A 25,287-nucleotide genomic window follows, 5' to 3' on the forward strand; every position below is an offset into this window, starting at 1 on the left:
CCGGCGCCTTCGGCCCAGTCAAATTTGTCATGATTCCGCATTCCGCATTCCGTATTTATCCCTACTCCCTACCCCTCGCCCCACTGGTTACCGCGAATCTGCGGCGGCAGCAGGCCGCGCAGCAGCTCGCGCAGGCGGCCGGGCAATACCAGCATCACCGGCGTGACGATCAGCGTCAGCAGCGTGGAAAAAGTCAGACCGTAGACAATGGCACTGGCGAGCTTGACCCAGAAAGAGGCGATGACACCGGCCACCACCACATTGCGCCCCACCATATCCACGCTCACCCCCAGCGCCAGTGGCAACAGGCCGAGAATGGTGGTCGCAGTGGTCAGGAACACCGGCCGCAGGCGCTGGGCGGAAGCCTTGACGGCCGCCGCGGCAGGGGACAGTTCCGGCTCGCTGTTGCGCACGTAATTGTAGGTGTCGATCAGTACGATATTGTTGTTCACGACGATACCGGCCAGTGCCACTATGCCGACGCCGGTCATGATCACACTGAAGGTGCTCTGCGTCAGCAGCAGCCCGAGCATAACACCGAGAGTCGACATCACCACCGAGGACAGAATCAGCAGCGACTGGTAAAAGCTGTTGAACTGGGTCACCAGCAGGATAAACATCAGGAACAGCGACAGCAGGAAAGCCACGCCGAGGAAGGTCAGCGATTCGTTCTGCTCCTCGTCCGCGCCGCGGAACAGCAGTTCCACACCCGGCGCAATGGGATTGTCCTCCAGCCACGCGCGGATTTCCCGCACCTTGTCATCCGGCAGCACGCCCTCCTCCGCGTCCGCTTTCACCTGCATGCGCGTAATACCGTCGATGCGCTCAATCTTGTCCACCTTGGGCCTGGCCTCCGTGTGCACGAAGCTGCTGACCGGCACAGTGCCGCGGGCGGTGTTGACCTTGAGCTGATCCAGGGCGGCGATACCGCGCGCGCTCTCCGGATAGCGGATGCGGATATCCACCTCCTCGTCGCTGTCGTCCGGGCGGTACTCCGCCATGCGCACGCCGTTGGTCACCAGCTGCACCGCACGGCCCACTTCGGTGAGATCGGCACCGTAAAGCGCCGCCTTGGCGCGGTCCACCTGTACCTCCCACTGGATGCCCGGCAGCGGCGCGGTGTTGACGATATCGCGCAGTCCTTCGAACTCATGTTCCAGTGCGCGGTGCAGGCGCCAGGTTTCCGCCAGCAGGGTGTCGTAATCCTGGGCGCGCAGCTCCAGCACGATATCCTTGCCGACCGGCGGGCCGCCCTCGAACACATTGGCGGTCACCTTGATGCCGGGGAAGTTGGCCGTGCGCGTGCGTATATCGGCGAACACATCGCGACTGCGGCGCTCGCGCTGCTCTGCCGGCAGCAATTCCACCAGCATGTTGGCGATCTGGTCCGGGGCGCGATCGCTGTTGCCAGACAGCCCGCCGTCGCCGATTGCCGTGTAGCCCACGCGCACCTCCGGCACGGCCAGCACGGCATTTTCCACCTGCGCCACCAGGACTTTCTTCTCTTCTACCGAAAGGTTGCCCTGCGCGCGGATCTCCACGTTGCCGTACTGCTCCTCGGTATCGGTGAAGAATTCCACTCCGGCGCCAAAGCGACCGAAAGCCACAAAGATTCCGCACAGGACCACGATGGTGGTGGCGAAAGCAGTCAGCGGCCGGCGTACTACTGCCTCAAGCAGGCGCGCATAGACGCCGGTAATACCCGCGAGGCCGGTCGGACGCCCCACTTCCAGCTGCTTCAGATACTGCTGCGTGTCCAGATCCAGGTTGCTCTTGCCGAACAGAGAGCCGATCACCGGGGCGAAAAACAGCGCGTAGACCAGCGAGCCGGCGAGCACCGCAAACACGGTCACCGGCAGGTAGCGCATGAACTCGCCGACCACGCCGGGCCAGAACATGATCGGCAGGAAGGCCGCCAGTGTGGTGCCGGTGGACGCCACCACCGGCCAGAACATGCGCCTGACCGACAGTACATAGGCAACCCGCGCGGACATGCCCTCGGCCATCTTGCGGTCGGCATATTCGGTGATCACGATGGAGCCGTCGATCAGCATACCCAGCGCCAGCAGCATGCCGAACATCACCATAAAGTTGAACGAATAGCCCAGGTACCAGGTAATGATGGAGCCGAACAACAGCGAGAAGGGAATGCCGAGCCCCACCAGCATGCCGGAGCGGAAGCCCAGCGCGGCCACGACGATGATCATCACCAGCAGCATCGCGGTGAGAATATTGCCCTGCATCTCGCTGACCATATCCCGCGCAAACTGGGACTGGTCGAAGACAAAATTGACCTCGACACCGCGCGGCAGATACTGCAGCTCCTCCCGCACCACCGCGCGCACCGCGTCCGCCACTTCCACCGAACTCGCCGCGCTGCGCTTTTCCACATTGATGGCGAGGCCCGGCCGGCCGTTGACACTGGTGTAGCTGGACGCGTCCTTGAAAGTCCGACGGATATCGGTCACATCACCCAGGGTAACCACACCGTCGGCAGAACTTTTCAGCGGTATCTGGTAGACATCCTGTGCCGTCTCGATCAGCCCCGGCACCTTCACGGAAAAGCGCCCGCGGTTGGTCTCCAGCTCGCCCGCGGGAATCAGCAGGTTGTTGCCGAGCACGGCGTTGATCAACTGGCCACTGGTAATCTGGTAGTGTTCGAGCCGCACCGGATCGATGGTTGCCTCAACCACTTCCTCGCGGTTGCCGCGCAGATCGGCACTCAGCACCTCGGCGATATTCTCGATCTTGCGTTTCAGGTGCTGGGCACTCTGCAGCAGTACCCGCTCGCCCACCTGCTCGCCGGCAAGCGTGACAACGATGGCCGGGAACGGCTGCGCCGACGCCTCCTCGACAACCGGCTCCTCGGCTTCCCGCGGCAATTCCGCCTTGGCGCGGTCCACTGCATTGCGCACCTCATCCACGGCCTCGTCCACTTCGATGGCCGAATCGAACTCAATGACCAGGTAGACCAGTGATTCGCGTGCGGTGGAGATGACCTCTTTCACACCCTCGAGCGCGCGCACCTCCTGCTCCAGCGGCCGCACCAGCAGGCGCACGCCGTCCTCGGGGGAGATGCCCTCGTGGGTCACCTGCACTATCACAAATGGCGGATTGACCTCGGGGCTGGACTCCACCGTCATCGCCGCCCGCGCCGCCAGACCTACCAACACGATCAGCAGCATCAGACTGATGGTACTGCGGTAGCGGTCTATGGCGCTGTTCAATAACTTCATTACTGCTCACCCTCACGCGGCGAGGTTTGCTTGTCCGCGACCGGTACAACCCCTGCCCCGACAGCGGCCGCCCCGGTGTTCGCGCCGGGCGCGGGCAGGTCGCTCTCTAGTTGCTCGAATTCCACCTGCACAATTTCTCCGGCAGTGACATATTCCTGGCCGACGGTGATCAGCGTTACCCGCTGCGGCAGGCCGCTGACCCAGATGCCCTCATCGCCGTCGCCGACCAGCGTCACGCCGGCAAAGTGCACGCGGTTCTCCTCGTCGAGAATGCGCACTCCCAGGTCACCGCGATCGTCGAGGGTCAACAGCGAAGAATTGATCCGGTGCGCCATGATTTCGCCGGTGGGCAGCGCCAGGCGACCGCTCAGCCCACCGCGCAGCGCACCGCCCGCGTTGTCGACCGCCACTTCCACCCGGTAGGCACGGGTCAATTCGTGGGCCTGCTGACTGATATAGCGCAGGCTGCCCCGCACCAGCTGCCCCTGTTGCAATTGCGCACTGGCGGGGCCACCGGGGATCAGGTTGCCGACCTGGGACTCCGAGACCTCGCCGACCACCAGGATCGGGTCCAGGTCCAGCAGCGTCGCGCACTCCTCGCCGCGGCGGATAAAGTCCCCCAGCTCCACTGCGCGACTGTTGACCACCCCGTCAAAAGGTGCGCGGATCTGCAGGTTGTCCACAGCCACTTCCGCGCGCCGGTACTCGGCGCGGGCCTCGGCCAGCGACACCTGCTGTTGTGCCATGGCGGTATCGGACTGCAGCCCCTTTTTCTGCAGCCGTTCGGCGCCGGCGAAATCCAGTTGCGCCTTGCGCAGCGCGGCACTGGCGCGAGCCAGCTGTTCGAGGCGGTCCTCCGGCGCTATTTCGCAGATCACTTCGCCCTTTTTGACCGCCCGTCCCTCGGCTACCGGCAATGCGACGATAGCGCCGTCCAGCTCGGCGCGCAGGCGTACACTGCGGTTTGCCTCTGTGCGGCCGTTGACCTGCACCCGGGTGGCGTAGGGTTGCGCTTCGATACGCCGCGCCTGCACGCGCAGCGCCTCGGCGTGTGCCGCGGTCGACGCCGCCGCCCCCTGCCCCGGATGCTGCGATTCCCCGGAAGAAAGCAGCCCGCTCAGCAGCCAAAGCAGCGCCAGCACAGCGACGACAGTGGCCACGCGGTAGTTGCGCTGGTGCCAGAAGGAAGCGAGAAAATTCATACCCGAAAAACCTGTGCGGAGGGGATTAAACCAGGGGGAAATTGCCGAACGACTGCCGGAACCTCCGTATCCCGACAGAGGGCAAATTGTAGCCGCAGTGCAATTCTCGCGCAGTGGCGATTTCTACCGGAATCTGAAATTCACAAGCGAAGATTGGCCAGTCCGCTGCCGTAGCGCCACCGGGCGACAAAACCGCAAAGCCCGTGTCGGGCCGTACTGACAGCTTGCGACCCGCCCCGGGGGCAGGATCAAGGGGGCAGGATCAAGGGGGCGGGGTGCCGGGCGGATGTCGCCGGACCGGGGCAACGCTTTCTGTTTGCCCGGCCGGCTATCAGCGAGTCCCGAACAAAGGTCAGGAGAGCATCGACTCGAGAAAACTGGACATATCCGACTCGTCGTCCATCAGTTCACCGGAGCCGAATTCCGCGTTCCAGTCGAGCAGGATGCGAGCCAGTGCCCTGGCCTGGTCCGCCAGTGCCAGCAATTCCTCGCGGCAGTTTTTCGGGCCCGTATATAGCTTCAATTTACGGTGGCTGTCGGCCAGTTGGTGCTCCGGATATTTGGAGCGGTAAACCTCCAGTTTCCAGCGCAGCGAGTGCACCATGTTGCGGTAGAAGACCAGCTTGGTGGGCAAATGCAACAGAGAGCAATCGTCCAGGTCGCCAAACAACGTGCAGTCCAGCCCCAGCACCTGCGTATCGCGACTGGTGGGCGCCGCTACAATAGTGGCGCTGCGCGGCTCGGCGAGCAGCATGGAGAGATCGCCAAAGACCTCACCCGGGCGGATCACCGCCAGCGGCCGCTCATCGGCAGCCAACCCTCCGCCGGCAACGCCGCCGACATGCACATGCAATTCACCGCGCAACAGAAAATAGACCCACTGATCCACATCCCCGGCGCGCAATAATTGTTCACCCGCCTGCAGGCCGACCAGCCGGGAGCGCTTCAGCAAAACATCGTACTGCCACTCGCTGGTGGCACGAATGTCACGAAACAGATGAATGACGTTGAGCAGGCGATCCACGGCATCCCGCGGATAGTCACTGAGTGGCTTGATATCCATTCGCTACTTAAAAATTAGTGAAATTTATTCTGCCTCGGGCGGAACCGCTGCCGAAGCAATTTTAAAAAGAAGGTATTTAAACAACACCAATCTACCGCATTCTATCGACGGGGTGACCGCTGTCTTCTCCGAGATAGTGCGAAATTGGAAAAACGAGACATTCTACCTATTTCAGGGTTGAACTCCATTGCAGTTGCAGTAGAGTTAGGCACAGTTCAGATTAATTTGGTCAATAGTGCCAGGCTGGCCGTGCACTTTTTAATCTGGCAGGCGCGCCTCGGGGGAGGGGGTGCCAAATATCCTATCCGCCGGATCCTTCCCGTCCGGAAATACAGACACCGCAAAACAATGAAATCGATAAAAATCGTCATCGCACTTTTGGTGTTTGCGACAGCGCTATCCGCGAAAGCCGCACCACTGCTGAACGGACTTGCACTGGAGCAGCAATTCAACAAGGACCGATATATCGCCGCGGTATATTCCGACACTCTGGGAACCAGCGCCAGCGTACTCCTCGACAACAATACGACGCGCCGGCTGGAAGTCCGCATCGTCGCCGACAGCCTGTCCGCGCGCCGATTCCGCAACCAGTGGATGGAAGGTATCGCCATCAACAACCCCGGTGACACGCTGAGCAGTCAGGCCGAAAACATGGTGACCTTCGCCAACCTGTTTGAGGGCCGCCTCGTCAAGGGCGACCACCTGACGGTCGACTTCACCGCGGCCTCCGGCACCACCCAGGTGGCACTGAACGGTGTCGCTCTCGGCAAAATCCAGAATCGCGATTTCTTTAACACCCTGCTGCGCGCCTGGATAGGCCCGGTACCGCCGTCGAGCGATTTCCGCGATGGCCTGCTCGCCGCCGGCCAGGTTCCCGCCGGCCTGCTCGGCAGCTATGAAGGGCTCGAACCCACCAGCGAGCGCGTCGCCGCGGTGACCGCGCAGATTGCACAAGTCGAGGAAGAGCCCGTAGCGGAAGAACAGGTTGCCGCCGAGAAGCCGCAACCCACCAAGCCGAAACTGGCCGCCGAGATTCCACCGCCTTCCCTGGCCGCCATCGGCAGCAAGCCCGAACTTAAAACACAGGCTCCCGCGGCCAAGCCCGAACCGAGCAAGCCCCAGCCTGCCAAAGTAGCCGCTGCCAAGCCGAGTGCACCGCCGCAGGATAGCGAGGAAGAGGAAGAATTCGAGGCGCCGCTGACCGCGGACCTGATCCTGGCGCGCCAGATCTACCACTCCATGTTGCTGCGCCACACGTTCAAATATATCCGCTACCCGAAACGCGCCCAGGAGCGCGGCCAGGAGGGCAGCGTGCGCCTGAACGTGACCATCGACTCCAGGGGGCAGGTGAAAGACGTGCAGACGCTGCAGGAATCCCGCTTTGCCACTCTCAACCGCGAGGCCCGCGAGGCGGTCGAGCGCGCCGGCCCCTACCCGGCCGCACCGCCGCAGCTGGCACGCGACACCTACCGCTTCTCGGTGCCGATCACCTTCCGCCTGCCGGACTGATCCGCTCCAGAGACATCTGCCAAGCCCCGCACTTGCGGGGCTTTCTGTTTTCCCCCAGTCGACCTTTCGCCGCGGACAGACTCCCGCTGACCGCAGCCAGGTTGCCCCTGCCGGGCGCAACCACTTACTATGGCTGCGGAATAATCAGCCCAACAAAGGCCAACAATGAACAAACTACTCCTATCTCTCGCCATCGCCGGCATAGTCGCCGGCTGCTCCAAGTCCGAAGCGCCGCAGAGCCAGCAGAGCGCCGGCGACACCGCCAGCAGCGCCGCGGTTCAGCAGGCGGAACTCGGCTCCGGTATCGACTTGAACGCGATGGACACCAGCGTGCGCCCGCAGGACGATTTCTTTGCCTACGTCAACGGCACCTGGATGAAGAACACGGAAATCCCTGCGGACAAGTCCCGCTGGGGCGGCTTCACCATCCTGCGCGACAAGAGCACCGAGCAGGTCAAGGCACTGATCATGGAAGCCGGAGAGAATGCCAGCAGCGCCGGTGCCAAGCAGATCGGCGACCTGTACAACAGCTTCATGAACGAGAAGCTGATCGAGGAAACAGGCTTGGCGGCGCTCGAGGGCGAGCTGGCCAAGATTGACGGTATCGAGTCGCGCAAAGATCTGACCGATTATTTCGCCTACGCCGACACCATCGGCTACGACGTGCCCTTCGGTGCCTTTATCTACCAGGACATGAAAGATGTGGAAAACTACATCGCCTTCATGTGGCAGGCGGGTCTGGGACTGCCGGACCGCGACTACTACTTCGATGAGTCCGAGAAGGGCCAGAAACTGCAGCAGGCCTACATGGATTACCTGGTGAAGGTACAGCAGCTGGCCGGCCTGGAAGAGGCTGAAGTCTATGCGGACAAGATCTACGCACTGGAAAAAAGCCTGGCCGAACACCACCGCAGCCGCGTCGACAACCGCGATCCGGACAAGTATTTCAACAAGAAGTCCTTGGTGGAACTTGCCGAGCTGATGCCAGCAGTGAACTGGGACAGCTACCTGCCCAAGGCCATGCTGGACAGGGCCGAAAACGTCGTGGTTGGCCAGCCGGAGTACCTGCAGGCGGCCAACGGCATCATCGCCGATACCGGCATGGACACCTGGCACCGCTACCTGAAGATCAAGGTGCTGACCGCCATGGCGCCCTATATGCACAGCGACCTGGCCCAGGCCCATTTCGACTTCTACAGTACCGCGGTGCGCGGTGTGGAACAGATGGAACCGCGCTGGAAACGCGCCGTCGAGTTCGTCAGCGGCTCCGTCGGTGAACTGGTGGGCAAGCGCTACGTGGAGAAGCACTTCCCGCCGGAAGCCAAGGCGCGCATGGTGCACCTGGTGGACAACCTGAAGGCGGCCTACCGCGAATCCATCGAGTCCCTGCAGTGGATGAGCGAGGAAACCCGCAAGCAGGCCCTGGACAAGCTGGCCAACTTCACCACCAAGATTGGCTACCCGGACAAGTGGCGCGACTACAGTGGCCTGCAGGTGAGCGCCGACGACCTGGTGGGCAACGTACTGGCGGCCCACCTGTTTGAAGCGAGCTACGAGCGCGGCAAGCTGGGCAAGCCCCTCGACCGCGGTGAGTGGGGCATGACACCGCAAACCGTCAACGCCTACTACAACCCGGCGATGAACGAGATCGTGTTCCCCGCCGCAATCCTGCAGCCGCCCTTCTTCAATATGCAGGCGGAAGATGCGGTGAACTACGGCGGAATTGGCGGTGTTATCGGCCACGAAATCGGCCATGGCTTCGACGACAAGGGCAGCAAGTTCGACGGCAGGGGCTACCTGAACAACTGGTGGACCGACTCCGACCGCGAGAACTTCGAAAAGCTCACCGGCAAGCTGGTAGCCCAGTACAACGCCTATGAGCCCATCGACGGCGAGCACATCAACGGCGAGCTGACCCTAGGCGAAAACATCGGCGACCTGTCCGGTCTCGGCATCGCCTACAAGGCCTACAAGATGTCCCTGGAGGGCAAAGAGGCGCCAATCATCGACGGCTTTACCGGCGACCAGCGCCTGTTTATGGGCTGGGCCCAGGTGTGGCGCAGCAAGATCCGCGACGAGGCCCTGAGTGAGCGCCTGAAAACAGACCCGCACTCGCCGGCCGAGTACCGCGTGAAGGGTGTAGTGCCGAACATCTCGGCCTTCTACACCGCCTTCGAAGTCAAGGAAGGCGACGGCATGTACCTGCCGGAAGAGGAACGCGTGGTGATCTGGTAATCCCCCCCGGAATGCCGAGCTCCAGCTCGGCATGCGGACCACAGGCCCGCCGACAAGAGCCCCGCACCGCGGGGCTTTTTTGTACTTGCAGAATTTGGCGTACCATAGGCGAAATCGTCAAATAGGGAACAGGCCAATGGCCCACAAAAACCAGTTCCAGCTGCTGGCCAGCCGCCGCTTTCTGCCGTTTTTCCTGACCCAGTTTCTCGGCGCCTTCAACGACAATGTGTTCAAGAGCGCGCTGATGGTGATGATCGCCTTCCGCCTGGCCGCGGACCAGGCCAACGCGCTGAACAACCTGGCCGCGGGCCTGTTCATCCTGCCCTTTTTCCTGTTCTCCGCCACCGCCGGCCAGCTGGCAGACAAGTACGACAAGGCCTTCCTGATCCGCCGAATCAAACTGGCGGAAATCGGTATCAGCCTGGTGGGTGTGGTGGCGCTGATCAGCGGCAGCAACGCCCTGTGCCTGACGGTGCTGTTCCTGCTCGGGGTGCAGTCCGCGTTTTTTGGCCCGATCAAGTACGCGATACTGCCCCAGCACCTGCGCAAGACCGAGCTGGTGGGCGGCAACGCCCTGGTGGAGATGGCCACCTTCGTCGCCATTCTCGGCGGCACCATTGTCGGCACCATCCTGTCCGGTGCCAGCGATGCCAACGGCAATAGCGACTGGATCGGCGGCTTGATTATCGCCATCGCGCTGGCCGGCTATCTGGTCTGCCGCGGCATCCCCTCTGCACCGGCGCCGGTGCCGGACCTGAAAATCGAACTCAATCCCTACCGCCAGACCGCGCATATGCTGCGCGAAGTCACCAAGACGCCGGCGATCTTCTACGCGATTGTCGGCATCTCCTGGTTCTGGCTGCTCGGCGCCGCCTACCTGACCCAGATACCGAGTTTCGGCAAAAACGTATTGGGCGGCGACGAGCCGCTGGTGGCCCTGCTGCTGTGCAGCTTTACCGTCGGTGTCGCCATCGGTTCGCTGCTGTGCGAACGACTGTCCGGCGGCCGCATCGAACTGGGGCTGGTGCCGCTGGGCGCGGCCGGCCTGACCTACGGCGGCATCGCCCTGTCGGTGATCGGCGGCGGCCTGGCGCCGCTCGGGGAAGTGTCGCTGACCGCCTTCTGGGGCAGCCCGGGTGCCCAGGCGTTCCTGTTCCACCTGGCACTGATCGGCGTTTTCGGCGGCCTCTATATAGTGCCCCTCTACGCGATGATCCAGGAGCGCACCGCCAAAGCCCTGCGCGCGCGGGTGATCGCCGTGACCAACATCATGAACTCGCTGTTTATGGTGGTCTCTGCGGTGCTGGGCATCGTCTTCCTGAGCCTGCTCGACTTCTCCATACCGCAGTTCTTTATGGTGATCGCGCTGATGAACGCGGCCGTGGCGATTTTCGTGTTCAGCAAGGTGCCGGAATTCGCCATGCGCCTGCTGGTCTGGCTGCTGTCCCACACCATGTACCGGGTCAGGCACGAGGGGCTGGAGCGTATCCCCGCCGAGGGCCCGGCGATCATCGCCTGCAACCACGTCAGCTACGTCGACGCCCTGCTGCTGGCCGGCGCCGTGCGCCGCCCGATCCGCTTCATCATGTACAAGCCGATCTACGAGATCCCGGTACTGCACTTTATCTTCCGCACCGGCCGCGCCATTCCGATCTGCTCCAGGACGCAGGACCCCGCCGGCTATGAAAAGGCGTTCGAAGAAATCGAACAGGGGCTGAAGGATGGCGACCTGCTGTGCATCTTCCCCGAGGGCCAGCTGACCAAGGACGGCGAAATGCGACCGTTCAAGGCCGGCATCGAGAAAATCCTCACCCGCACACCGGTGCCGGTGATCCCGATGGCCCTGCGCGGTCTCTGGGGCAGCTTCTTCAGCCACAAGGGCGGCCACGCCTTTACCACCAGGCCGAAGCGCTTCTGGTCCCGGGTGTGCGTGGTGGCAGGCGAACCACTGGATGCCGGCACGGCCAAACCGGATCACTTGCACCGGGTGGTATTGGGGTTGCGCGGGGAACAGCTCTGATAGCGCGAATCCAAAAAGCCCACGGCCGACTGCTCGTTCAGAACAAAAACTACAGTTAAGAACTTTATGAAACGAATTTTACTCGCTCTGCTCGCAATGACCTCCGCCGGCGCTGCTGCCGCCGAGTTCAGCAAGGGACCGCTGATCAGCCAGTATGGCGCGCACGGGGAAGTCAGACAGACACAACCACTGACCGGCAAGGAAAGCTTCAAGGTGGCGTTCGATGTCGCCGAGCAGGGCGACGCAGGCAAGGTGAACCGGAATTTCGAGAGTCTCGCCCGCTTCCTCAACATGCACGCCGCCAACGGCATACCCGCGGACAATATCGAGTTGGCGCTGGTGGTGCACGGCAAGGCAGGCTTCGACCTGCTCAGCGATGCCAGTCACAAGGCGCGCTTCGGTTCCGGCAACGCCAATTCCGAGCTGTTGCAGGCGCTGCTGAAAAGCCAGGTCCGCGTGATTATCTGCGGCCAGTCGGCCGCCTACCACGGCATCGAAAACGCGCAGCTTGTGAACGGTGTAGAAGTTGCACTTTCCGCAATGACCGCCCACGCACTGCTGCAGCAGCAGGGCTACACGATCAACCCATTCTAGGCCGGACCTCTATCCGATAGAGCCCCTGTCGGGGCTCGACCCTGAACTCGACCGGCAGAAACTGTTCGATCAGCCACATCACCGTCCGCGCGTGCTGGCTCAACTTGCGCACCAGCAGTCGCGAGGTGCCCTGTGCCTGCGCGGCGTAGATCAGCAGCTGGTCGCTGGCATGGATATCCACCGCCGCCCCCGCTTCCAGTTCGGCGCGCAGTGCGTAGCCGGCGTCTTCACCCAGACGCTCGGCCGGCACGCCCCGCTCGGCCACGGCAGCCGCCCCCAGCATGCCCTGCTCGGTCTCGGCCGCCAGCACTATAGCCCCGCCCGTGCCGAACGCCTCGGCATCTCGCAATACCTCGACTTCAATCTGCACAGAACCGAGTCCAGCCAGGACGCCGTGGGCCGCCGTCGCCATGCGCATCGGGATATGCAACGGCAGGTGCGCGACATGGGCCACACCGCTGACCTGCCGCAGTGCACCCGGCGCCTCCGCCACAAGGGGCTGCAGCGATCTGCACGGCTCCACCTGCAGTTTCAGCAGTCCGCCACCCTTGGGGTAGTAGCCGCGGCGCACCGATTCGACACACACTCTGGCCCCCATGCGGGCGAGCCAGGGCAGAAACACCATGCGCAGGTAATCCACCGGCGGTGCCATCCTCACGTCGGTGCCACCGGTGATGGTCAGGTCCACCCTGGCGTCGGCGTGCAGTGCCACCGGCAGCAGCGCCTGCAGCACCAGTACTATGCTGCCCGCGGTGCCGACATCGAAATGGTATTCACCGCCGCGAATAGGGCCCGGCCTGTAGTAAATTTCCGCCGCGCCCAATTCGGCACCTTCGAGCGAGCCGCCACCGACCGCTGCCGCGGCTCTAAGAGCCGTCAGGTGCTGCGCCATCAGCCCCGGCCGGGCGCGCCGGGCGCGGATATTTCGGAGATGGAGCGGACGGCCACTGATCGCGGCCAGGGCCACCGCATAGCGGCTCAATTGGCCGCCGCCCTCGCCGAAACTTCCGTCAATTTCAAGCCAGCTCACCGCCGTATCTCCTTGCACGCCAGGGCATTGCGCACTGCGCAGGCGCACTCGTCGGCGGTCACCACGCACGGACTGATTGAACCGCCGGGATCTTATATTGAATGCGCTGCCTACCCTGCACGAATCGCCAGAGCCCCACCGCAACCGTAAACCGGCTGGCTCGGCGCGAGGGCAGCCTGCGGGAATGTCCCGAGCCGGGCCGGCATTCGCCTGCCAGCATGGCACAGGACATGCGGGCACGCAGTGCCAAAGCGGCGCGGCGCGACACAGTTTTTAGTTAGCAATGGTTAAATCATAAGAAACATCGGCGGGTTCGGCGCAAAAATTCTGACACGATACTTGCCCGACTAATTTCCCGTCGGAACATTTTCCGACCCGGGCTGTGCCTCCCGGATTCCCGGTGCGCGGCGGCTAGGCGAACTTGCTGCGGAACATAAAGTAAACCGCCCCCACCAGACAGATGCCTGCCCACAGGTAATCGAGCTTCAGTGGTTCCTTGAGATACATCACGGAGAAGGGCACGAACACACTCAGTGTAATGACCTCCTGAATGATCTTGAGCTGCCCCACCGACAGCACGGTAAACCCGACCCGGTTTGCCGGCACCTGGAACATATATTCGAACAGGGCTATGCCCCAGCTGAGAAACGCGGCAATGATCCAGGGCTTGTTGTTGAGCTCCTTGAGATGCGCATACCACGCAAACGTCATGAAAACATTGCTGCACAGCAGTAGGGAAATGGAAATCACCACCGGTTGCATCGTCTACCTTTACCTACGCAATGCCGCTTGGCGCGGCAGATCAAAACTACAAAAAATTTCCGGGACGCTGGGAACAGGACCAAAAAACCCCGCTCCAGGCGGGGTTAGAAGTTGCAGCCGTTTCCGGCGGGTATAGACCCCGCGCCGCGCTCAGTGTTCGGTCGGCACCCGCCCCAGGTCTCCCTCCATTTCCACCGCCAGGAAGGACATCACCACCCAGGCGGCGACATTCTGCTTGAGGGTGTCAGCATCCACCTTGTCCAGCGTGTCGTTGGGCGTATGGTGGTAGTCGAAGTAGTCGCTGCCGTCCTGGTAGAGACCGAAAGCCGGTACGCCCTGGGCGACGAAGACACTGCTGTCCGGGCCGCCGCTGGACTTGTTGTTGCCGCGCTCTATACCGAGCGGCGCCAGCAGCTGCATCATCTGGTCGGCGATGTCGAACTTGTTCTCCGGCAGGCGGGTATCGAAGCGCCAGATCTTGCCGGCGCCGAAATCGGACTCGGACACGGCGACGATATTGTCCAGCTCGCTGCGGTGCGCGTCCACATACTGCTTGGCGCCGACCAGGCCGATCTCCTCCGCTCCGAATAAAACGACACGCAGGGTGCGGCGCGGGCGCTGCGGCAGTTCGGCAATCATCCGTGCCGCTTCCATTACCACGGCCACGCCGGCGCCGTCGTCCAGTGCGCCGGTGCCCTCGTCCCAGGAATCCAGGTGGGCGCCGATGATCATCACTTCCTGCGGTTTCTCGCGACCGGTAATTTCACCGATCACATTAAAGGAGGGGCCGTCCTCGAGACGCTGGTTGTGCACGTCGAGCTGCACCTCTACCGGCTTGCCGCGCTTGAGCATGGCTTCCAGCAGATTGGCATCGGGCGCGGACAGGGCCAGCGCCGGCACCGGGTTTTCCACCCCGTCGATGGACATCATGCCGGTGTGGGCGAAGCGGTCGGAGTCGGTGCCCACGGAGCGGATCATCAGGGCGGCGGCGCCCTTCTCGGCGGCGGCGCGCATGCCCTTGCTGCGCCCGCCCACGGCCGGGCCGTAACCCTCGCCGGTGCGGGCGCGCTCCATGCGCTTATTGATAAACGCAATCTTGCCTTTGACCTTTCTGGCGGGCGCCTTGATCAGCGCTTCCACATCCGCGAACTCGACGATCTCGGCGGTGATGCCGCCCTGCGGGGTGCCGACGCTGTAGCCGAGGGAAGTGACCACCAGCGGCTGCGGGAAGGGCGCCACCACGCGCGCGTGGGCGTGACCGCGGTTCCAGCGCGGCACTTCGATCTGCTCGGTGTAGACGCGGTCGAAGCCCAGCGCCTTCATTTTTTGCTGCGCCCAGGCTACCGCGCGGCGATCGCCCTCGGAGCCGGCCGGGCGCGGGCCGACTTCGACGGTCAGGGACTCGACGATGCTGTAGGCATCGGAGGACTCCAGCGCGCGGTCGCGCAGCACTTCGGCCACGGAGAGATCCTCCGGAGAGAGCGGCTTGGCCTGGGCCGCGGTTACGGCCAGTGCCGCAATCAGTCCGCCGGTCAGGGTCAGCAGTGGTCTGAACATGGTTTTATCCTTGCAAAAAGCCCGTTGGATGAATGGTTGGATGTGTTTTCTATTCTTTGTCGGGTCCGGTGTCGGTTCCGGCCGCGAGCAGGCGGCGGCGCACGCCGCGCAGCCGCTCCAGCCCGACCTCGGTAAACAGGTAGGGCGAACCGCCGGTGTATTCGGCCTCTTCGATCTCCAGGCACTCGAGGCGCAACCGCTCCAGCTTGGGATCGTGGCGCATCGGGTAGCCGGTGAGCACTCGCCACTCGTTGTCGTCTGCCTGGCCGGCGAGCACATCCTCCAGCCCCTGGAGAAAATCCTTGCGGTCCATGCGGAAGCGCGGCGTGCGCATATGCATCAGCGCCCAGATTATCAGGGCGAAGACGCAAAAGGAAAGCAGCAGGGTGATCAGTATGGTCACGATTTCAGGTCTCCAGCAGCAGCTTGATGGCCACGGCGATGGTAGCGAGGATGATGACCGGTTTGATCAGCTTCGCACCGCGCGAAATCACCAGGTTGGACCCCAGTCGCGCGCCGACGAACTGCGCCACCGACATGCTGATGGCCAGCCACAACAACAGGTGGCCGCCGAGCATAAAGATCAGCATCGAAGTGGCGTTGGTGGCCAGCACCAGCGGCTTGGTGTGCGCCGTGGCCTTGCGCATGTTGTAGCCGAGCAGTGCGGCAAAGGCGAGCGCATAGATGGAACCCATACCCGGGCCGAAGAAGCCGCCATAGAAACCGATACCGCCGCCGATCAGGATATTGAACAGGCCGTTGCCCATGCGCGGCTTTCCATCGATATCGGAGATGCGCGGCGAGAAGGTGAAGTAGAGCGCTATCGCAATCAACAGTATCGGCAACAGCTTTTGCAGCTGCTCGCCGCCCAGCTGGGTCACACTCCAGGTGCCGAGCGCCGAGCCTATGACGGCGGCCAGCAGGCCGGGCCACAGGGGGCGCAGGTCCAGGTGCCCCTTCTGGAAGAAGTTGATCGCCGAGGACAGGGTGCCGAACACGCTCTGGAATTTGTTGGTGCCCAGCGCGTCCAGCGGCGGCACGCCGGCCCACAGCAGCGCCGGCAGTGTGATAATGCCGCCGCCGCCGGCGATAGCGCTGATAAAGCCCGCGGCGAAGGCCACCGCAGTCAGTATCAGGCAGGTAATCAGGGAGAGATCGCCGGTAACTTCCAACACTGGATGCCTTAGCGCGCGCTTGGATTAATCCTCGATAAAGTCTGTCTGCTTTTCCGGATTGCAGCCCTGGTATTTGCTGAAACGACGCTGTATCTCGCGCATGTCCACCTCCAGGTCACCGGTGGGCCGGTAGAGGGAATCGACCCGGATACGCTTGTTGGGGAAATCCCAGGCGATCAGCAGAATCGGCACGTTGGCCGCGTAGGCGATACGCAGGAAGCCGTTCTTCCACTTGGCCACTTTCTTGCGCGTGCCCTCCGGCGTGATCGCCACCCACATCTTTTCGTTTTCGCGGAACTGGGTGGCCACCTGCTTGGCCATGCCGCCCGGCGCGGCGCGGTCGGTGGGGATGCCGCCGAGCCACATAAACAGGTGCTTGAACGGGAAGAAGAAGGCCTCTTTCTTCATCATCCACGAGGCCTTCAGCTTGAGCGCCAGGATAAACGGCATGGCGACGACAAAGTCCCAGTTGGAGGTGTGCGGGGCCAGCGCCACCATCAGCTGTTTCTCCGGCGGGAATTCGCCTTCGAGACGCCAGCCGAGCATCTTCACGATCAGCAGGCCGATGCCCTGGGTAAACCAGTTGCCGATGCGCGGCATTTCTTCGGGTAGGTTTTTTGGAATGCTCACTTTGTCCTGTCTCTCGATTTCCCACTTGATCCGGGCGCTCAAAACCGCCGCCAGCGGACCTACTGACGGGAGCCTCTTGCGGGACACGCCGTGCATCCATCCCTGGAGGCTCTAATCGGCATCCATGCCTCATAAGGTCCCGCAAGAGGCTCCCGTCAGTAGGCCCTTCGCATTGCGTTCAGCACACTCTCCGAATCACGTAATTAATGCTCGCGCGTGGCGTAGAAGCGGATCTCCGGGTAGCGCTCCTGCGCCAGCTGCAGGTTGACCCGCGTCGGCGCCAGGTAGGTCAGGTGACCGCTGCCGTCCAGGGCCAGGTTGATGCTGGCCTTGCGCTTGAAGTTCTCCAGTTCCTTGGCGCTCTCGCTGTCCACCCAGCGCGCGGTATTCACGTTCACGTTCTCGTAGATGGCTTCGACCTTGTACTCGTCCTTCAGGCGGTAGGCCACCACCTCGAACTGCAGCACCCCCACGGCGCCGACGATGATGTCGTTGTTGTCGAGCGGGAAGAACACCTGGGTGGAGCCCTCCTCCGACAGCTGCTGCAGGCCCTTCTGCAGCTGCTTCAGTTTCAGCGGGTCTTTCAGGCGGATGCGGCGAAACAGTTCCGGCGCGAAGTTCGGGATACCGGTGAATTTCAGGCTCTCGCCCTCGGTAAAGGTATCGCCGATCTGGATGGTGCCGTGGTTGTGCAGGCCGATGATATCGCCGGCGATGGCCTCCTCCACATGGGTGCGGTCGCCGGCCATGAAGGTCACCGCATCGGCGATCTTCACGTCCTTGCCGATGCGCACATGCTTCATCTTCATGCCGCGATTGTAGGTGCCGGAGCAGACGCGCATAAAGGCGATGCGGTCGCGGTGCTTCGGATCCATGTTCGCCTGGATCTTGAACACGAAACCGCTGAACTTGTCCTCGCTCGGCTCGACCTGGCGCTCGTTGGTCGCGCGCGGCTGCGGGCCCGGCGCCCACTCGACGAAACCGTCGAGCATTTCGCGCACGCCGAAGTTGCCGAGCGCGGTGCCGAAGAACACCGGGGTCAGCTCGCCGGCCTTGTAGGCCTCCAGATCGAACTCATGGGTGGCGCCGCGCACCAGGTCGATTTCCTCGCGCATATCGTCGGCGTACTCGCCCAGCAGCGCGTCCGCCTCGGCGGAATCCAGCCCCTTGATCCGGATGTCGTCGGGAATGGTGTGGCCCTGCCCCTGCTTGTACACGTGGATGGTATCCGTGTAGAGGTTGTAGACGCCCTTGAAGTTCTTGCCGGAACCCAGCGGCCAGTTGATCGGCGCCGCCTGGATGTTCAGCACTTGCTCGATCTCGTCCATCACCTCGATCGGGTCGCGGATATCGCGGTCGAGCTTGTTGATGAACGACAGAATCGGCGTGGTGCGCAGGCGGCAGACATTCATCAGCTTGATGGTGCGGTCCTCGACGCCCTTGGCACCATCGATCACCATCAGCGCCGAGTCCACCGCGGTCAGTACCCGGTAGGTGTCCTCGGAGAAGTCCTCGTGACCGGGGGTGTCCAGCAGGTTCACCGTGCGCCCCTTGTAGGGAAACTGCATCACCGAGGAGGTCACGGAGATGCCCCGCTCCTGCTCCATGGCCATCCAGTCGGAGCGCGCGTGCGGGCCCTTCTTGCCCTTGACCGAACCGGCCAGCTGGATCGCATTCCCGAACAACAGCAGTTTTTCGGTCACCGTGGTCTTACCGGCGTCCGGGTGGGAAATGATCGCGAAGGTGCGGCGGCCCGTGTAGCCCGCCTGGGTAGAACTCTGGCCCATAATCTAAGATTCGGTAACTCGGCATTCTGCGGAAAAACAAGGCGCGCATTATACACGCCGGCAGAGCTACAAGGGGGCTGGTAGACTGCGCTTTTTCAAGCTGAACAGCATGATTCAGCCAGATGCGAAGGCCCTGCTACCGGTGGCTCTTTGCGGGACTGTCGGCCGGAGGGATCCGGCCGACAAGCCTACAGGGATGTATTTAGGGGGGGCGCCTAGCCCGTGTCCCGCAAAGAGCTACCGGTAGCAGGGTCGCCACGAATTTATCAGGAGTTGTGAACCATGAGTCGGGAACGCTTACAGGCACTGCGGGAAGAACTGGCGCGCCAGGGGGTGCAGGCCTTCCTGGTACCGCGCGGGGACGAATACCAGAACGAATATGTGCCCGCCTCCGACGAGCGCCTGGCCTGGCTCACCGGCTTCACCGGCTCCGCGGGCATGGCGGTGGTCGGCGCTGAGCACGCGGCGCTGTTTGTGGACGGCCGTTACACACTGCAGGCCCAGCAGCAGCTCGGCGACCAGCCGATCGACCAGGAGAACCTGGACAACAACGTCATCGCCGACTGGCTGTGCGCGCAACTGAAAGAGGGCCAGAGCCTGGGCTATGACCCGCGCCTGCACACGGAACCCGGCCTGGCGCTGCTGAAAAAGCGCCTCGGCGAACGCGATATCGCCCTGCGCCCGCTGGAGCTGAACCCGGTCGATGCCGTCTGGAGTGACAGGCCGGCCACCCCCTGCGGCCCGGCGCGCCCGCACCCGCACACTTTCACCGGCGAGCACTCGAAGGAGAAGCGCCAGCGCATCGCCGCGCTGCTGGCGGACAAGCGCGCCGACGCCCTGTGGCTGCCCAACCCCGAGGTCTGTGCTTGGCTGTTCAATATCCGCGGCAGCGACGTGCCGCATCTGCCGGTGGCGCTGGCCAGCGCCCTGCTCTACCGCGACGGCAGCGCCACCCTGTACCTGGCCGGGGCGGCGGTCGGCGAGGCGCTGATCGAACACCTGGACAGCGACGTGACACTGGTCAACGACAAGAGCGAGCTGTTCGCCGCCGCCAGGCGCCATCACGTGGCGAAGATCTGGGTGGATCCGCTGATCACCAACTGCTGGACGCTGCAGCAGCTGCGCGCTCTGGATATCGAACTGCTGCAGGAGCGCGACCCCATCACCCGAGCCAAGGCGTGCAAGAACCCGGTGGAGCTGGCCGGCGCCCGCGCCGCCCACGAGCGCGATGGCGCGGCCCTGTGCGAATTCCTCGCCGAACTGGATGACGCCGTCGCCGCCGGCGCTGCCGATAACAGCTTCGGCGAGTTGGAAGCGGTGCAGCTGTTGCGCGCCAAGCGCGAAGCGCGCGAGGGCTTCCAGGACGACAGCTTCGACTCCATCTCCGGCTATGGGCCGAACGGTGCCATAGTGCACTACCGGGCCGATCGCGCGTCCAGCCTGCCGCTGAAAGCGGAGGGCATCTACCTGATCGACTCCGGCGGCCAGTACCCGGACGGCACTACCGACGTGACCCGCACAGTGGCCCTGGGGGAATTTCCGCACCTGGCCAAGGAGCACTTCACCCGCGTGCTCAAGGGCCATATCGGCCTCGCCACCCTGCACTTCCCTAAGGGCACCTGCGGTGAGCAGATAGACGCCTTCGCGCGCCAGTCGCTGTGGGACGCCGGCCTCGACTACGCGCACGGCACCGGCCACGGCGTCGGCAGCTTTCTCAGTGTGCACGAGGGACCGCAGCGGATCGGCAAGGTCAGCACCGGTGTGGCGCTAGAGCCGGGCATGATCCTGTCCAACGAGCCGGGCTTCTACCTGACCGGCCAGTACGGCATGCGCATCGAGAACCTGATCTTTGTGAAGGAGAGCGAAAAGCACCACGGCTTCCTCGAGTTCGAGGAACTGACGCTGGTGCCGATCGAAAGGAAACTGATCGATGCGGAGCTGCTGACCGAGCGGGAAAAAGACTGGCTGAACAGTTACCACCGGCGCGTGCGGGAAACACTGATGCCGCTGGTGAACGAGAAGACGCAGGCCTGGCTGGAAGAAGCTACACGGCCTATCGGTTGAACGCGGAACTCCCAGATTCGTTGCCCCGGACTCGATCCGGGGCCCAGTTTCGGGGGCTGCCGAAGGCTCTGTGCCGCAATCCTGGATACCGGCCTGCGCCGGTATGACGATAGCGACATTCACTCCGCGGCCAGTTGCCGCTGCGACTGCAGAAACGGCACCAACTCCCGCAGCACCAGCTCACTCACTTTGGGTTCCAGCGTATGCGCCATCCCCGGAATCGCCACAAAGCGCGCGCCGGGAATTTTCTCCGCGGTGTCGCGGCCGTGGGCAATCGGCACCAGCGGATCCGCCTCGCCGTGCACCACCAGTGTGGGTACCGCTATGGTCGCCAGCAGCGGTGAGCGGTCGCCGCTGGCCAGGATCGCCTGCAGCTGGCGCAGCATGCCCGGACCGTAGCTGCCGCGATTGGCGACCCGCTCCACCAGGTCGCGCGCATAGGCCTCATCGAAATACTCCGGTGAACCGATCGCCCGCGAGATAAATATGCCGTTTTGGATGCGCTGCGCGCGGGATTCGACGCCTCTTGCAGCCATCGCCAGCGCCTCGATCGCCTCCGGTTTCGCCTCCGGCAAATCCGGCGCACCGGAGCTGGACATGATCGAAGTCATACTGGCGACCCGCGCGGGATATTCGGCTGCCATGACCTGGGCGATCATCCCACCCATGGAGGCGCCGACGATATTGGCGCGCGCTATCTGCAGATGATCCAGCAGGCCCACGGCATCTTTCGCCATATCCCGCAGCCTGTAAGGGGGCTCGCCGCCGAGGCCGATCTTCTGTTTCACCAGCATCCACCAGACCGGCGGCGCGGACAGGTCGTAGAACTTCTGCGACAGGCCGGCGTCGCGGTTGTCCAGCAGCACCACGCGGTAGCCGCTGTCGAGCAGCCCCTGCACCAGGGTGTCGCCCCAGTGCAGCATCTGCGCTCCCAGTCCCATTACCAGCAGCACCGGCTCGCCGTCCGGCTGCCCCATATCCTGATAGGCGATGGAAACACCGTCGATCTCGGCAAAGTGAATCGGATAGCGATCGAAGGGATTGTCTTCCGCTGCGGCGGCGCAGAGCGCGGTCAGCGCAAAGAAGACCGCGGAAAAAAGTACGGCGAAGTGGCGCATATCCCGTGCCCCCTGATTATCGTTACAGTTATTGTGCCGGCAATTTTACGGCAAGCTCGCCCCCGCTGGCACGATCCGCGATATCCCGTCGCAGCCACCAGCAGGCCAGCGCGCCGAGCAGCAGATTGGCGGCGGCAGTGGCCGCGAACAGGCCGGTGATGCCCCACAGCTGGTTGCCCGCCCACGCCAGCGGCAGGTAGACACCGAACACGCGCAGGAATGAAATCAGGGTGGCCGGCAGCGGCCGGCCGAGACCGTTGAAGGCCGCGTTGGCGGACATCACAAAACCGTAGCCGGCGTAACTGAACGGCACCAGGGTCAGGTAGGCCACGGCCACCGCCAGCACTTCGGGCGAATCGCTGAACAGTCCCGCCAGCGGCGGGCCGGCAAAAAACAGCAGCAGCGCCAGGGCGAAGCCGAAGACCACACAGAAGCGCGCCAGCACAGTGACCGTCTCCCACAACCGCTCCACCTTGCCGGCGCCGGCGTTCTGCCCCATAAAGGGCCCGACCACCGACGATAGCGCATAGAAGACGATCAGCGCCACCGGCTCTATGCGCAGCGCCACCCCCAGACCGGCCACCGCATCGGCGCCGTGCGCGGCCACCAGCGCCACGACGACACCGCCGGCCATCGGAATGATCACGTTGGTGGCCACCGCCGGCAGCCCTACCGCCAGCACGGTGCGCCAGGATTCGATCAGCGAGGAGAGGTTCCACTGCGGCGCCGCCATCAGGTGTTCGCGCCGGATCAGGAAATAGAGTGCGGCGAAAAAGCTGATACCGCGGGCGATCACCGTGGACAGAGCCGCGCCCTGCAGCTCCAGCCGCGGAAAACCCAGCAGGCCGAAAATCAGCAGCGGATCCAGCAGCAGGTTGAATAACGCCACCCCGACCATGATGCGCCCGGTCAGCGCACTGTTGCCGATGGCGCGCAGCGACGACAGCGCCACCATCGGCACCACCGCAAACACCGCGCCCAGGTACCAGGGCACCATATAATCGGCGATCAGCGGCAGCATCTCCGCCGATGCGCCGAGCAATTTGAACAGCGGCTCTATGGTGGCGAGGCCGACGGCGCTGATACAGAGCGCCACCAACAGCGCCAGCAGCGACGCGTCGGTCACCAGCCGCCGCACCCGCGCGTGATCGCCGGCGCCATAGGCCCGCGCCACCGCCGACGAGGTGCCGGCACCGAGACCGATGGCGAAGCTGTTGATGACCATGACCACCGGAAAGGTGAAGCTCATGGCGGCGAGTGGCGCGCTGCCCAATTGCGCGACAAAATAGGTGTCCACCACGTTGAAGGACATGGTGGCGAGAATGCCCCAGACCATGGGCAGGGCCAGTCGGCGCAGGTGCGCGGCAACCGGACCCTCGGTCAACTGCGGTAAATTCTTCGCTAAAGCCATCAGAACAAACACTACAAAAACAGAAAAATGAGCCCACGGGATCAGACCGCCATCACCAACCTGCGCCGCCTGACGGCACTGCGCGGCATCGCCCTGTCCGGCTTTCTCGCCGCCGGACTGTTACTGACCGACGCGATTTCCGGCGAGGCGCTGCTGTTTGTGCTGCTCGGACTTTGTACGACTCTGATCAGCGGTTGGCGCAGCCGCACATCGCGCCCGCTGCACCAGTGGGAATTCTTTGGCCATCTTCTCATGGATTGGCTTTGGCTGCCGCCCCTGCTGGCGGTGAGCGGCGGCGCGGCCAACCCCTTTGTCACCTACCTGCTGGTGCCACTGACCATCGCCGCGGCTACCCTGCCCAGCCGCTACAGCTGGCTGATGGCCGGGCTCAGTATCGCCATCTATACCGGGCTGATGACCATATTCCCGGGCACCGGCGACGACCACAACAACCACGGCGGACACCAGATGTCCGGCAACCGCGACTTCTATCAGCACCTGCTGGGCATGTGGGCCACTTTCGCCTTTTCCGCACTGCTGATTGCCGGCTTCGTCAACAGCATGGCCAAAGCCCTGCGCGAGCGTGACGACCACCTGCACCGGCTACGCCAGGAGCAGAGCCGGCGCGAGCAGATAGTGTCGCTGGCCACGCTGGCCGCGGGTACGGCCCACGAGCTGGCAACACCGCTGCAGACCATGGGGCTGCTGGTGGAAGAACTGCAGGAGCGCGGTGACGATGCTGCCGAAAGGAACGCAGACCTGGCGCTGCTGCAGCAGCAGGTCAGCCTGTGCAAGCAGGCACTGGAACAGCTGCAAAGCCGTGCCCGCGATCCGGAGAATAGTGTTGAAGAAGAGCCAGTAGCCCGATTTCTCGAGCGCTGCCTGGAACGCTGGCAACTACTGCGCCCTGAGGCCCGCTTTTCGCTGCGCCAGCAGGGTGGCGCGCGTACGCGCGCAAAATTGCCTTATACGCTGGAGCAGACGCTGATCAACCTTTTGAACAATGCCGCCGATGCGAGCACCCAGCCGGTTGAGGTGGTGGCGGACTGGAGCGAAGAACAACTGCGGGTGCAGGTGATCGACAGCGGTTCCGGCCACGATACCGGCAGCGGCGCGACGCCCAAGCGGGGATTTGGCATCGGCCTGATTCTGTCCGAGGCGGCCCTGCACCAGGTGGGCGGCAGCCTGACGCTCGCATCGCGCGCGCCCGCCGCCCGCGGTACCATCGCCAGTCTATTTATCCCCCTGCGCGACAACCTCGGCACTGCAGGCGAGGCGGCACCCGCTCCCGTGGAGGCGACAAGTTGAATAAAAACCAAGGGCCTAAAAAAGAGTTGCTGATCGTCGACGACGATCAAAGTGCCCGCGACATGCTGTGCCGCGCACTGGGCCGGCGCAATTTCAATGCCCAGGGCGCGGCATCTGTCGACGAGGCGCGGGCGCTGATCGAAAGCCGCTATTTCGACTGCGCCCTGCTGGATCTGAAAATCGATGTCGACAGTGGCTTGGAACTGATCGAGCCCCTGCGCAGTGCCAACCCCGTAGCGCGCATCGTGCTGCTGACCGGTTACTCGAGCATTTCAACCGCAGTAGCGGCAATCAAACTGGGGGCCGATGACTACCTGTGCAAACCCGCCGGCGGCGAGCAGCTGGCGGCGGCGCTGGCGGGCGACAAGACGGGCACGGCATTGCCGGAGATCTCCGCGCAGCCCCCCTCGGTCGGTCGCCTGGCGTGGGAGCATATACAGCGGGTGCTGACGGAAAACGACGGCAATATCTCCGCGACCGCGCGCGCCCTGGACATGCACCGGCGGACGCTGCAGCGGAAGCTGCAGAAGAGGCCCAAGGGCCAGTGAACCAGGAATTGTAGGATCGGCGCGGCAGCCATCCGCCC

Annotated in this window: 19 protein-coding genes; 7 read left to right on the forward strand and 12 right to left on the reverse strand. The window is 63.4% G+C overall.

Annotated features, from left to right (window positions below; all coding sequences use genetic code 11):
- Positions 1–68 precede the first annotated feature (68 nt).
- From RRF64_RS16115 to RRF64_RS16125, 3 genes are all read right to left on the reverse strand, one after another.
- Complete coding sequence (locus RRF64_RS16115) at positions 69–3,236, reverse strand: efflux RND transporter permease subunit (RefSeq protein WP_323846938.1); 3,168 nt, start codon at positions 3,234–3,236, stop codon at positions 69–71.
- Positions 3,236–4,438 carry an efflux RND transporter periplasmic adaptor subunit gene (locus RRF64_RS16120; protein ID WP_323846939.1) on the reverse strand — a complete coding sequence of 401 codons (1,203 nt, stop codon included), beginning with the start codon at positions 4,436–4,438 and terminating at the stop codon, positions 3,236–3,238. The genes RRF64_RS16115 and RRF64_RS16120 overlap by 1 nt, the downstream gene beginning before the upstream one ends.
- A 352-nt stretch (positions 4,439–4,790) precedes the next feature.
- A complete protein-coding gene (locus RRF64_RS16125; RefSeq protein ID WP_323846940.1) occupies positions 4,791–5,501 on the reverse strand; it encodes a cyclic nucleotide-binding domain-containing protein in 711 nt (236 codons plus the stop codon).
- A gap of 348 nt (positions 5,502–5,849) precedes the next feature.
- Here RRF64_RS16125 and RRF64_RS16130 point away from each other — a divergent pair, with 348 nt between their 5' ends.
- The 4 genes from RRF64_RS16130 (at position 5,850) to RRF64_RS16145 (ending at position 11,859) form a co-directional block, all read left to right on the forward strand.
- Entirely contained in the window at positions 5,850–7,010 is a 1,161-nt protein-coding gene (locus RRF64_RS16130; protein WP_323846941.1) for a TonB family protein, read from the forward strand.
- Positions 7,011–7,175: 165 nt separating this feature from the next.
- Positions 7,176–9,245: a M13 family metallopeptidase gene (locus RRF64_RS16135; RefSeq protein WP_323846942.1), complete on the forward strand. Its 2,070-nt coding sequence runs from the start codon at positions 7,176–7,178 to the stop codon at positions 9,243–9,245.
- 136 nt (positions 9,246–9,381) lie between these two features.
- A complete protein-coding gene (locus tag RRF64_RS16140) occupies positions 9,382–11,265 on the forward strand; it encodes an MFS transporter (RefSeq protein ID WP_323846943.1) in 1,884 nt (627 codons plus the stop codon).
- 66 nt (positions 11,266–11,331) lie between these two features.
- Entirely contained in the window at positions 11,332–11,859 is a 528-nt protein-coding gene (locus tag RRF64_RS16145) for a DsrE family protein (protein ID WP_323846944.1), read from the forward strand.
- On the opposite strand, the gene rtcA is transcribed toward RRF64_RS16145, so the two are convergent.
- The 7 genes from rtcA to prfC form a co-directional block, all read right to left on the reverse strand.
- The gene (rtcA, locus tag RRF64_RS16150) at positions 11,846–12,889 is read right to left on the reverse strand and encodes an RNA 3'-terminal phosphate cyclase (RefSeq protein WP_323846945.1); all 1,044 of its coding nucleotides are present in this window, start codon (positions 12,887–12,889) and stop codon (positions 11,846–11,848) included. The genes RRF64_RS16145 and rtcA overlap by 14 nt on opposite strands.
- 411 nt (positions 12,890–13,300) lie before the next feature.
- Positions 13,301–13,651, reverse strand: coding sequence for a DMT family protein (locus RRF64_RS16155; protein WP_323846946.1), 351 nt, complete (start codon positions 13,649–13,651; stop codon positions 13,301–13,303).
- 150 nt (positions 13,652–13,801) lie between these two features.
- Positions 13,802–15,208 (reverse strand): M20/M25/M40 family metallo-hydrolase, encoded by a 1,407-nt coding sequence (locus RRF64_RS16160; protein WP_323846947.1) that lies wholly within the window; start codon positions 15,206–15,208, stop codon positions 13,802–13,804.
- A gap of 49 nt (positions 15,209–15,257) precedes the next feature.
- Entirely contained in the window at positions 15,258–15,611 is a 354-nt protein-coding gene (locus tag RRF64_RS16165) for a hypothetical protein (RefSeq protein ID WP_323846948.1), read from the reverse strand.
- A gap of 4 nt (positions 15,612–15,615) precedes the next feature.
- Entirely contained in the window at positions 15,616–16,383 is a 768-nt protein-coding gene (locus tag RRF64_RS16170; RefSeq protein ID WP_323846949.1) for a TSUP family transporter, read from the reverse strand.
- A gap of 24 nt (positions 16,384–16,407) precedes the next feature.
- On the reverse strand, positions 16,408–17,013 hold the full coding sequence (locus RRF64_RS16175; protein ID WP_323846950.1) for a lysophospholipid acyltransferase family protein: 606 nt from the start codon (positions 17,011–17,013) through the stop codon (positions 16,408–16,410).
- Positions 17,014–17,216: 203 nt separating this feature from the next.
- Complete coding sequence (gene prfC / locus RRF64_RS16180) at positions 17,217–18,800, reverse strand: peptide chain release factor 3 (protein ID WP_323846951.1); 1,584 nt, start codon at positions 18,798–18,800, stop codon at positions 17,217–17,219.
- Positions 18,801–19,082: 282 nt separating this feature from the next.
- On the opposite strand from prfC, the gene RRF64_RS16185 reads away from it, so the two are divergent.
- Positions 19,083–20,864, forward strand: a complete 1,782-nt coding sequence (locus RRF64_RS16185; protein WP_323846952.1) for an aminopeptidase P family protein — start codon at positions 19,083–19,085, stop codon at positions 20,862–20,864.
- A gap of 119 nt (positions 20,865–20,983) precedes the next feature.
- Here RRF64_RS16185 and RRF64_RS16190 read toward each other — a convergent pair whose 3' ends face one another.
- Both RRF64_RS16190 and RRF64_RS16195 read right to left on the reverse strand, forming a co-directional pair.
- Entirely contained in the window at positions 20,984–21,982 is a 999-nt protein-coding gene (locus tag RRF64_RS16190) for an alpha/beta hydrolase (protein ID WP_323846953.1), read from the reverse strand.
- A 28-nt stretch (positions 21,983–22,010) separates the two neighbouring features.
- The gene (locus RRF64_RS16195; RefSeq protein WP_323846954.1) at positions 22,011–23,366 is read right to left on the reverse strand and encodes an MATE family efflux transporter; all 1,356 of its coding nucleotides are present in this window, start codon (positions 23,364–23,366) and stop codon (positions 22,011–22,013) included.
- Positions 23,367–23,420: 54 nt separating this feature from the next.
- Between RRF64_RS16195 and RRF64_RS16200 the strand changes: the two genes are divergently transcribed.
- Both RRF64_RS16200 and RRF64_RS16205 read left to right on the forward strand, forming a co-directional pair.
- Positions 23,421–24,701, forward strand: coding sequence for an ATP-binding protein (locus RRF64_RS16200; RefSeq protein WP_323846955.1), 1,281 nt, complete (start codon positions 23,421–23,423; stop codon positions 24,699–24,701).
- Positions 24,698–25,249, forward strand: a complete 552-nt coding sequence (locus tag RRF64_RS16205; protein ID WP_323846956.1) for a response regulator transcription factor — start codon at positions 24,698–24,700, stop codon at positions 25,247–25,249. The genes RRF64_RS16200 and RRF64_RS16205 overlap by 4 nt, the downstream gene beginning before the upstream one ends.
- Positions 25,250–25,287 lie beyond the last annotated feature (38 nt).

Origin of the sequence: Microbulbifer magnicolonia (assembly GCF_035117725.1) — a bacterium.
Taxonomy (GTDB): domain Bacteria; phylum Pseudomonadota; class Gammaproteobacteria; order Pseudomonadales; family Cellvibrionaceae; genus Microbulbifer; species Microbulbifer magnicolonia.